Annotated in this window: 8 protein-coding genes and 1 other RNA gene; 8 read left to right on the top strand and 1 reads right to left on the bottom strand. The window is 50.2% G+C overall.

Features of this window, described 5'->3' with window-relative positions:
• The first annotated feature begins 458 nt into the window (after positions 1–458).
• Genes Q8M98_02655 through Q8M98_02640 form a run of 4 tightly spaced genes read left to right on the top strand, consistent with a single transcriptional unit; the run spans position 459 to position 5,035 of the window.
• Positions 459–1,922 carry a PLP-dependent transferase gene (locus Q8M98_02655; GenBank protein ID MDP3113655.1) on the top strand — a complete coding sequence of 488 codons (1,464 nt, stop codon included), beginning with the start codon at positions 459–461 and terminating at the stop codon, positions 1,920–1,922.
• Positions 1,923–1,939: 17 nt separating this feature from the next.
• Positions 1,940–3,295: a threonine synthase gene (gene thrC, locus Q8M98_02650; GenBank protein MDP3113654.1), complete on the top strand. Its 1,356-nt coding sequence runs from the start codon at positions 1,940–1,942 to the stop codon at positions 3,293–3,295.
• Positions 3,292–4,500: a cofactor-independent phosphoglycerate mutase gene (locus Q8M98_02645; protein MDP3113653.1), complete on the top strand. Its 1,209-nt coding sequence runs from the start codon at positions 3,292–3,294 to the stop codon at positions 4,498–4,500. The genes thrC and Q8M98_02645 overlap by 4 nt, the downstream gene beginning before the upstream one ends.
• A gap of 16 nt (positions 4,501–4,516) precedes the next feature.
• Positions 4,517–5,035 (top strand): GNAT family N-acetyltransferase, encoded by a 519-nt coding sequence (locus Q8M98_02640; protein MDP3113652.1) that lies wholly within the window; start codon positions 4,517–4,519, stop codon positions 5,033–5,035.
• Positions 5,036–5,282: 247 nt separating this feature from the next.
• Here the strand turns inward: Q8M98_02640 and Q8M98_02635 are convergent, their stop codons facing one another.
• The gene (locus Q8M98_02635; protein MDP3113651.1) at positions 5,283–5,726 is read right to left on the bottom strand and encodes a hypothetical protein; all 444 of its coding nucleotides are present in this window, start codon (positions 5,724–5,726) and stop codon (positions 5,283–5,285) included.
• A 371-nt stretch (positions 5,727–6,097) separates the two neighbouring features.
• Between Q8M98_02635 and ffs the strand changes: the two genes are divergently transcribed.
• From ffs to Q8M98_02615, 4 genes are all read left to right on the top strand, one after another.
• An RNA gene (gene ffs / locus Q8M98_02630) (signal recognition particle sRNA small type) lies at positions 6,098–6,196 on the top strand.
• Between the two features lie 106 nt (positions 6,197–6,302).
• A complete protein-coding gene (locus Q8M98_02625; GenBank protein ID MDP3113650.1) occupies positions 6,303–9,200 on the top strand; it encodes a M14 family zinc carboxypeptidase in 2,898 nt (965 codons plus the stop codon).
• Between the two features lie 8 nt (positions 9,201–9,208).
• A complete protein-coding gene (locus Q8M98_02620; protein ID MDP3113649.1) occupies positions 9,209–9,703 on the top strand; it encodes a DUF192 domain-containing protein in 495 nt (164 codons plus the stop codon).
• Complete coding sequence (locus Q8M98_02615; protein MDP3113648.1) at positions 9,685–10,650, top strand: divergent polysaccharide deacetylase family protein; 966 nt, start codon at positions 9,685–9,687, stop codon at positions 10,648–10,650. Before Q8M98_02620 ends, Q8M98_02615 begins: the two co-directional genes overlap by 19 nt.
• Positions 10,651–10,976 lie beyond the last annotated feature (326 nt).

The raw sequence follows: 10,976 nt of genomic DNA, 5'->3' as shown, positions 1-10,976 counted from the left end.
GAGTTGGATCAAAGCAAGAACTGGTCGAACGCATCTACCAAGGGTTGGATGAAATCAATAAAACACCGGTCGTGTTTAGATGGAAGTATAAAATGAATGAAGTTCAATTATAGAACGTTAATTATGGGACGCTCTACTAGTCAAAAATCAACTCATGCATGTTTCTCCGCGGCACTGGAATCTATTACTTCCAAATGCAAGCCGGAAAGGACAGCTTCGTGCGCAAAGCCGTGTTGATGAAGTAAACGAAAAACAATATAATTCAGAAAACCCGGTGAGCGATCGCCGGGTTTTTTGTTTGGAGCGGTGGAAAGGTGGAAGGGTTGCACCTTAACCCATCTCTCATCTTCCATATTTTCCACATTTCGGAAGCGTCCCGCAGAATAAAAGCAAAAAAACATTGACACTTCAAATGCCATTGTCTTTGTTGGAAAACATTGAAAACAAGGAGACCAAACATGGACGGAAAACAACGCTATCTTGATGCTGCACAGCAAGCTATGCAATGGCATGGTGAATATCGCAAGCAAATGCGGAAGTGCAGATTCGACACGATCGCCGTGCACGGACTTTATTCCATGCAGGAAGCATTGGATTTTAATCAGGGTTCGATCATCGAACCGGCATATCTATCCACTTCGCAGACCTTTAGGGATTCGGATGAAATGGAACTGGCATTGGGCTATCAGATTCCCACCTGGTGCTATTCGCGCATTGCCAATCCCAGCATGTATTATCTTGAGGGATTGTTAGCTCTTTTGGAGGAATACCGCAGCGGCGTGGAAGCTTCCTGTCTTGCCACTTCATCAGGCATGAGCGCCATCCGCACCGCAGTGGAGGAGTTTTTGCATCCCGATCCCAAAGATCCTTCCCGTCCCCGCAATTTTGTGGCGACTTCCCAAGTCTATGGCGGCACCTACCAGCTTTTTTCAGTCCGCGAGGACGGTGAATCTCTTTGCCGGTGGCGCAAGGTGATCGATTCCGCAAATATCGAAGAATGGGAATCTTTGATCGATGAAAACACGCGTTTCCTCTATGGAGAATTACCCTCCAATCCCACGCTCGGATTCTTTGACGTGCGCAAGGTCGCCGATCTGGCTCACAAATACGGCATTCCGTTGATTGTCGATTCCACGGTCGCCACGCCCGCTTTGATGCGTCCCCTTGCTTTGGGCGCGGACATTGTCGTCCAATCCGTCACCAAATCCCTTTCCACCAGCGGTTTTGGCACCGCGGGAGCGATCATTTCCCGCAAGAATATCATCGCCAAGGTCGATAATGAAGCCCTCAAGGCGGATTTCTGCACCTATCTGAAGCTCCTGCCCGCGCGTGATTATGGACCCAACATCTCTCCACTACAGTGCATCCTGATCATCAACGACATCCGCACCCTGCGCATGAAGATGGATGTCATGTCCCAAAACACAATGATAGTGGCGGAATTCCTCTCGGGGCACAAGCACATCGCCAAGGTCAATTACCTGGGGCTTGAAAGCCATGACCTGCATCCGCTTGCGAAACAATTTATGTTCCTCGTGGATGCCGAGGACGATCCCAACTATATGAAACCCACCAACCGTTATGGGCATCTGATGAGCTTTGAAGTGAAGGGCGGAGCCGAAAAGACACGCGACGTCTTTGACGGACTGACCCGCATCTGGAGAGCCACCGATCTCGGAAGGATCAAATCCGTCGCCACGATTCCCGCAATTTCCACTCACGCCCAACAAGGCGAGGAAGGCAGAAAGCTGGCAGCCATTCCCGGAAACCTGATCCGCCTCAGCGTCGGTGCCGAACATCCCAGTGACGTGATCAACGATCTTGATCAGGCACTGCTGGTTCTGGACGGAAGAGCGATCATGCACAGCGCGCCAAACTATTCCGCCGGCGGAGCTTCATCCGCTCGTCTGAGAAAGGGATAAGGGAGTTCAAAGACCAGATGAGGTATTATTCCACCAATCTCAAATCCGCCCGGGTGTCATTTCGCGAAGCCTTGATCAAAGGCTTGGCGGATGATGGCGGGCTCTATATGCCGGAAACGATTCCGACCATCGGACTCGATGAAATCATGGCAATGAAAGGGCTTAGCTATCCCGAAATCGCCTTTCAAGTCGCGCACAGATTCCTCGCGGATGAGATTTCCGCTTTTGATCTGAAATCTCTGATCGATGACGCCTATGACCATGCCATACCCTTGGAACACGTATGCGAGCGTCGCTATGTGATGCGTCTGGATCAGGGACCAACCGCTTCTTTCAAGGATTTTGCCGCCAGACTTATGGGACGTTTGATGCAATACTATCTGCATCAGGAAAACCGCAAACTGCTGATCCTGACCGCCACTTCCGGAGACACGGGCAGCGCCATTGCCAACGCCTTCTACGGACTGGAAAACATCAAGGTCGTGGTGCTCTATCCCGAATTGGAAGTGACCGCCAGACAACGCAAACAGATGAGCACGCTGGGCAAAAACATCGAATTGATCTCCATCGACGGCAAGTTTGACGATTGTCAGGCTTTGGTCAAGCGCGCCTTCACCGATCCCGCGATGGAGCATCTGAAACTATCAAGCGCAAATTCGATCAACATCGGACGCCTCATTCCCCAGACCATGTATTATTTCTATGCCTATGCCAGGCTCTATGACAAACTAGGCGAGAAGATTGTGTTCAGCGTTCCCTCCGGCAATTTCGGAGATCTGATGGGTGGATTGATCGCCAAGCGCATGGGTTTGCCGGTGCACAAATTCGTGGTGGCGACCAATTCCAACGACGAATACCCTGTCTATTACAATACCGGCATCTACAAAGCGATCGCGCCCTCGCGAAATTGCATCTCCAGCGCCATGAACGTTGGACACCCCAGCAACGTAGCCCGTTTGATCGCTCTTTATGGAGGCAGGATGGACGAAAAAGGAGTCATTCACAAACCTGCGGACATGGAAGCCATCCACAAAGACATGTATGCCGTCAGCATCGGCGAGAGCGAAACAGCAGCGACCATCAGTTCCGCCTGGAAAGAGCATAAACTCCTGCTCGAACCCCACGGAGCGGTTGGTTGGGCAGGGCTTTCGGATTATCTGATAAATCATCCCGAAGCAGCAGATCGCCTTTGCGTATCATTGGAAACCGCACATCCCGCAAAGTTTCCGGAAAAGATCAAGGAACTGCTTGGCTTTGATCCCGCTTTGCCTCCATCACTGCAAAACCTGGAAGATAAACCGGAGTATATTCTGACCATGCATCATGACTACGATGCCTTTGCCAAACACTTGTTGGAGAACTATCAGCCATGAAGACGATCATCATTCTCGGCGACGGCATGGCGGATTTACCGATCCCGGAACTCGGCAACCGGACTCCTTTGATGGCGGCAAACACCCCAAACATAGATCGTTTGGCGCAAATCGGCTGTTCCGGTATGTATAAAACCGTTCCGGACGACATGCCCCCCGGTTCCGAAGTGGCAAATCTCGCCGTCCTTGGCTATGACGTGCGTGCCGTCTATCAGGGACGCGGAGTTTTGGAAGGCGCGGCGATGGGAGTGGATATCCTTCCCGGCGATCTGGCAATGCGCTGCAACCTGATTTGTCTGGAAGGAGATAAGATCAAAAACCACTCCGCGGGACATATCTCAACCCCTGAAGGCAGAGAATTGATCGCCGCCCTGAACGATGAATTTGCCAATGATAAGATCAGCTTCCATGCCGGTGTGAGCTATCGTCATCTGTTAGTGCTCAAAAACGGCAGCAACGAGATCAAACTCACTCCGCCGCATGATGTTCCGGGTACTGCATGGATGGATGTTCTGCCCCAATCCATCAAGCCTGAAGGTATCGAGACGGCAGAGCTGCTCACCGATCTGATCAGGCGTTCCCAAACCTTTCTGGCACAGCATCCGGTAAATATCAAACGCAGCGCAGCAGGCAAAGACCCGGCAAATTGCGTCTGGTTTTGGTCTGCCGGTATGAAACCTGATATGAAGACCTTCATGGAGCTTTATGGCAAGACCGGAGCAGTGATCTCAGCCGTCGATCTCTTGCATGGCATCGGAATCTATGCCGGATTCCAAGTCATCTACGTGGAAGGCGCCACCGGGCTTTACAACACCAATTACGAAGGCAAAGTGGCAGCGGCTTTGAATGCTCTCAAAGAAGTGGACCTGGTCTATCTACATATCGAAGCGGCAGACGAAGCGGGACACGAAGGCGATTTTGTGCTGAAAACCAAGTGCATCGAAGCTCTTGATTCCAGAGTCGTCAAACCGATCATGCAAGCAACAATCGACCAAGGCGAGGAAGTGTGCATCGCTTTTTTGCCCGATCATCCCACGCCCTGCAAGCTCAGAACCCACACCCATGTCCCCATCCCCTTCATCATCTATAAACCGGGAAAAACCCCAGATTCCGTAACCCGCTATGACGAAGAAGCCGCGAAAGCGGGATACTATGGCATGTTCAAAGGCGATGACTTCATGAAGGAACTGCTGAAGCAGAACTAAGCAAAGGCAGTATGGTATGAACCACAGCATTCGCCTGGCAAAGCCGGAAGACGCGAACGCCATCGCCAAAGTGCATATCCAAAGCTGGAGGGAAACCTATCCGGGAATCATGCCCCAAAAGAAGATCGCGTCCCTGAACATCGAACGCGGCGTCCTCCACTGGCAAAACGCCATCGAAACTTCCGAAGCCGTCTTTGTGGCACTTGTGGAAGAGCGCGTTGTCGGTTTCGTCTCCGGAGGCAAGAATCGTGAAAACAGCGATTGCGAAACAGGTATCGGCAATGCCTGCGAATCTGAATTGACCGCCATGTATCTGTTGGAGGAATGCCAGGGACATGGAATCGGCAGAGCTTTGTTCGAGGCTTTTTCTGCCAAGATGCGTTCGCTCGGCTACAAATCGATGGTTTCCTGGTGCGCGGAGAAAAACCCCGCCACGCATTTCTATCAATGGATGGGCGGAGAATTGGTCGATCGCAGGATTATGATCATCTGCGAGGAAAACATCCCGGTAGTGGCATACAGATATTGGCTGTGATTGCCGGTGCCGATTTTTTTAACAGGGTACAAATTATCAAGATAAAAATTACATAGTGCCAGACAAATTATCCAGAGTATTTATACATAGCTGCAAACAAATCATCTAAACTATTTGTACACTACACCGCTAAACTGCCCATAGTTATTGCCGCTCCACCATGTACTTATCACCTTCAGTAGCCAATCCCTCCTGTCACAGATATCCGCTATTATTGGTAGATGATCCGGCAAATAAACCGGATGCTTCAGAGCTCTTTGTTCAATTTCTCAAAGTCTTTCACTACGGGCAGTAAGTCGTTCTCGACCGCGTCTTTGACGCTGATGCAGGGAAGCCGGAGCTGGAAGATCTGCTCGCGGGTGATGTTTTTGAGCTCAACAGGCATCATTTTTTGCATGGCGAACATCAGTTTGTTATAGAGATTCCCCCAAGACAGCACGCGGCGTTCCGCGTTTTCCGGCAATTTGTTGTAGGCGATCAGATAATCGGAAAGATTCTGACGATATTCCTTGGATGGGTTGAGGGCATAGATCGCTTTCTGAGCGGCGGCGAAAGGCGCCTGACCAGGGTGGTCTTTGAAGGTCCACCGCTTCCGCGCATAAATCTTTCCCGTGATGCGGCTGCGGTAATAGATGAGGTCTTCCGTGCGTCCGGTGAATTCACCGAAGTTGACTTTCGATCTGACTTTCATGGTTTCAGTTCTCCTTATTTCAGTTCTTTTTATATCGTTTCTTGTGTTCAAATCATTTATCTGCAACGCATTGCGCATGTGTTAGCCGCTTATTAGACCGCCTCAACCACTGCGTTCACGATTACAGTATAATCATTTCTTCCCCCTTAGCAATACGGAATCAATACGGACTCATTACGGACTAAGTCCGTATTGACTCCGTAATGCTAAGGAGAGAGGATAGAGGCACTAACAAGTATCCTATTGCCACACAAGGATTTATGTTTATTTAGGTTATTTAACCCAATTGTTTCAATGCCTTGGCTCGATACCTTGAGACTATATCCCCACGATTTCGATTGACAAATACCACTGCCGGATAACTTTGACCGCGCCAGGCACAGTGCAATGGATGCGTGTGAACCATGTCAGATCAGGAATGAAGCAGCATTAAGCAAGGCTATTCATGTGCCACTGTTCGCCTGGCATTGTTTTATCCACAATCGGTATGAAATGTGCATCAAACAAATAATATCGGCAACCGAACAGCATGCGGTTGCCTCAGATACAAATATTAATATGCAACAAGGATATAAAATGAAACGCTTTTTCCTATCTGCGCTGCTGGCTTTGTCGCTGGCTCTGCTCGCCGCTTTTCCGGTGAAAATCGATTCATGGAACCTGGACGACGATCTCAAGACCCTCAATTTGATGAGTGTCAGTATCGATCATGTGAACCGTTCCACTGGTTCCATCATCGTCTATTTGCGTGATGATATAGAGTTTAACCGCTTGCTTTCCAGTGGTTTGGACGCTGTCAAGCTACCCGACCCCGCCAAAGAAAACGCCCGTTTGATGCGAGCAAGCCTTCCTGTTTATCCGCCTCCGCAGAACCAGTATTATACTATCGATCAATACCATCAATTCATGATCCAAACCGCTGCGCAGTATCCTCAAATCTGCCAGCTCGTGCAGGCTGGAAGCTCCGTGCAAAACAGACCGCTCTATTTTTTGAAGATTTCGGACAATGTGGCGATCAACGAAGCCGAGCCCGAGGTCAGATACATCAGCAGCATGCACGGAAACGAAGTGCTCGGCTTTGACCTGCTCATCCGTTTGATCCAACTGATCACAAGCGGATATGCCACCAACAATCGCATCGCAAATCTGGTCAATAATACCGAGATCTGGATCTGCCCGATGATGAATCCGGACGGATATGTGGCAGGACAAAGATACAATGCCGCAGGGATCGATCTCAACCGCAATTTCCCCATGCCCACGGGGGTTCAGAACCCGGATGGAAACGCGTGGGCACCGGAAAACACCGCCATCATGGGTTTTTTTGCCGATAGAAACATCGTCCTTTCCGCAAACTTCCATGGCGGAGCGCTGGTCATGAACTATCCTTGGGACTACACTTATACTCTGGCAACGGACGATGCCCTTCTCATCCAAGCCTCGCTCGTCTATTCGCAACACAACCTTCCAATGTATAACAACCCCGAATTTCCCCAAGGAATCACCAACGGCGCCGCGTGGTATGTCATCACCGGGTCGATGCAGGATTGGTTCTATTATTACACAAACGCGATCGACATCACCGCCGAGGTCAGCAATGAATACTGGCCTGTCCCATCGACCTTACCCACTTTCTGGGCACAAAACCAGGAATCCATGCTCTCCTATTTGGAGTTTGCTTCTCGCGGCGTCCGGGGATTGGTGACAAACTCCGGTGGAGCTCCTCTGGCGGCAAATATTTCAGTTTCTGGAAACGCGAAACGGATCAATACCGATCCTGCTTTGGGAGATTATCATCGTCTGTTGCTGCCGGGAACTTATACCGTCACCGCGGCAGCGACCGGTTATCTGCCACAGAGCGTGGGTGTTACTGTATCAGCTTTTAATGCAATCGTGCAAAACTTTGTCCTCGAACCTGCACAAATTACTTCATTGCAAGGTATTATCCGCAACCAAACCGGAAACGGCATCGGCGCTCTGAATGTGCGGCTCAATACAATTCCTCCGATCAGCGTAACCACCGCCGCGAACGGAACTTTCACAATTCCCGGCATTTACGAAGGCGATTATCAGGTGTCGGTCTCGGACGCCAATTGGACATATTTCCAAAAGACGGTTTCAGTGCGTGGAGACACAGGTCCCTGCGTCATGGTGCTTCCAAGCCCTCAGTTTGTCGATGACTTTGAAAACGGCATCGCAAATTGGACTGCCACCAGTCCCTGGGGCATTGTGTTGCAGAACGGAAACAACGTTTTGACCGATTCTCCAGCAGGAAATTATGCCAACAACATCAACCGCGCCGTGCGTCTTACAAACCCCATCAATCTGCAATCCGTTCAGAACACCATCCTCAGCTTCAAAACCAAGTATTTTCTCGAAACAGGCTATGATAACGTGTTTGTGGAGGCGTCCGCAAACAACAATACTTGGACGGAACTGACCAGTTTCACGGGAACGCAGAACGACTGGATCGACGTTTCAGTTTCGCTGGCGGCATTTAGCGGCGGCAATTGTTATGTGCGTTTTCGCCTGCAAACGGACAACAGCGTTATCGCGGACGGGATCTATATCGACAACGTGCGCATCCTAGGTTTCAACAACGCGCAAACCGTTTTTGGCGATATCGATGCCAACTGGGTGATCAACCGTGCGGACGCCCAGGCAGTGCTTGAATATGCCACGCTGCTTGATCCTATTCCTGCCATCGATGCCTTGCCTTGGGAAGCTCACAGATACGATGCCGCGGATGTGGATAACGATGGATTGATCACCGCGATGGACGCCTTTTTGATCCTGAACTACCTCGTTGATCCAAGCTATCGTTTTGCGGCACAAGGCGCTGCTGCATTTCAACCCGGTGCCTGCGATCCGGTCATAGCTTCCAATGGAGGCATCTCGATGAGCTTCAATCCCGCCGCAAACCTCAAGGGCTTTTCTTTGCAGATCTTACCCACGGAAAATGTTGATATCGGCGTCATCGATTGGCAAAACGCTGATCAAAACGGCATCACTGCGATCAATCCCGCTGCCAACTTCATCGCTTGGGCAAGAAAAGGTAGCGCCATCGGCACAGTGGACCTCGATCTGCTGACCCAGCTTACCGAAGTAACCTGTGCATACAATATCAACGGCAATCCGGGCAGCGCAGTCGTCTCCGTCACAAGCTCAAACGAAGACCCAGCCACGATTCCCGCTGCTTTCCAACTCTTGCAGAATCATCCCAATCCCTTCAATCCGAGCACGACGATCAGATTTAGCGTCGGCGGAAATAACCAAGCCGTCAAACTGCTGATCTACAACACTCGCGGGCAGATCGTCAGAAACCTCATGGACGAACAGCTCCCCGCCGGTCATCATCAACGCGTCTGGGATGGCAGGGACAATGCAATGCGCGAAGTCGGCTCCGGCGTCTATCTTTATGTCCTGCAAAGCGGTAGTGCACACCAAGTCCGCAAAATGATCCTGCTTAAATAGGCTGCCAAGTGAAGAGAACGCCTATCCTGATGATAGCGCTCTTCCTTGTGCTCGTAGTTTCCGGGATGAAATGCGCGCCAAAAAGCGAGAGCGAGCCGGACAAAACCGGCTACCGTTTCCGCAAGGATGGAGAGCTGAAGATTCTGAGCCCTTCCGGAGAGGAGAAAGCCGGCTTTGACATCGAAATCGTTATTGGCGAAGAGGAACTGAAGCGCGGGCTCAAATTTCGTGAAAGCATGGAAGAGAGCCAAGGCATGCTGTTTATCTTTGACGGAAACCAATCTCACGGGTTTTGGATGCAGGATACCTACATCCCTCTGGACATGCTTTTCATCGATTCCGATGGAAACATCTTCCAGATTGTGGAAAATACGGTTCCCTTCAGCGAAGACAACATCAGTGCCGAAGGCTTGAATAAATATACATTAGAGATAAATGCCGGCTTAACTAAAAAATATAACATCCGCAAAGGTGACAGAATAGCATGGAAACGAATAGATTGAAGATCAGTGTGATCGGGGCTGCGGTATTGATCGCGGCATTGATGGTCAGCTTTGGCTGCCGGAAAGAATCAGTCCAAAAACAAGACATGGAAACCGGAGAATCATCCGCTGCATCGGTGGTAAACGATTCCATCCCGGTTTATTCCGAGGAATCGGATCACGTCGAGGCAAACGGCATCGAAAAGTATATCAGCACAAAATATGACAGCGTCAATCTCGCTTCCTATAAATACACTTGGACGGATTCCAAGGACATCCCTCCAGTGGTGATCATCGTCGATGACTTTGGCTATGCCGGTGGTGATTTGCTCAAAGGCTTTGCAGAGCTTCCTCCCCAAGTCGTTTTTGCAGTGTTGCCGGACCTCCGTATGACCAAAAAGAGCGCCGAGATCGCTATCCAATATGGGCACGAAGTCATCATCCACATCCCGATGGAAGCCAAAGCCGCCAAGATCAAACCTGGGGAAAGATACCTCAAAACCACGGACAGCCAGGAATCAATCACCAAAATGCTCGATGATTTTCACCTCCAACTTCCCATGGCGATCGCTGCCAATAACCACATGGGCAGCAGCGCCACAGACAACAAGTATCTCATGTCCGTCGTGCTCAACCACCTCAATTCCAAGAACTTATATTTCATCGACAGCGCCACCACCTCAAATACCATCGCTTATAAACTTGCCCGCACCCTCGGCTACCGAGGCATAAAACGCGACCTCTTTCTGGACGTTCCGGATAATAGCGACACCACCATCGCCGCCCGGATCTCACAACTCGGCTCCTTCAAAGGCAGAAAAGAACCGGTAATCATCCTCACCCATTGCCACAACTTCTCCAAACTCAACGCCCTCAAGAAGTTCATCGACCAGATCACCGCAAAGGGAGTGCGCATCATCTCTTTGGCGGAAGCCTTTCAGCCCCCCTCCATCGCCGGAAATCGCTAAGCCAGAGCTCACGCTTAACCAAAGATAGACCCGCTTCCACTACTGATCCAGGCGACGGGAAGTGATTCCGGAATCTTGATTGGGAATGAAACTCTGCTGTCATCAAGTACCTGGCTGCCAAGCCTTGGGAAGAGTTGCTGACAGGTCTTCAAATAATATGAGAAATAATGAGTTGTAATTTATACCAACATTTGGGACTCAACATTACTGGATCTTTCAGCATTGTTTCATGTAATCTGACTACCCGAGTCATCATCCAGCTTGACCGGTTTCTTAGGCAATTCTAAACTTCTCGGCATCATTGCACACCTTGGGGAGAATGAAAT

Source organism: Candidatus Cloacimonadaceae bacterium (assembly GCA_030693415.1).
Classification (GTDB): domain Bacteria; phylum Cloacimonadota; class Cloacimonadia; order Cloacimonadales; family Cloacimonadaceae; genus JAUYAR01.
This window is presented reverse-complemented; position numbering and strand designations above follow the sequence as displayed.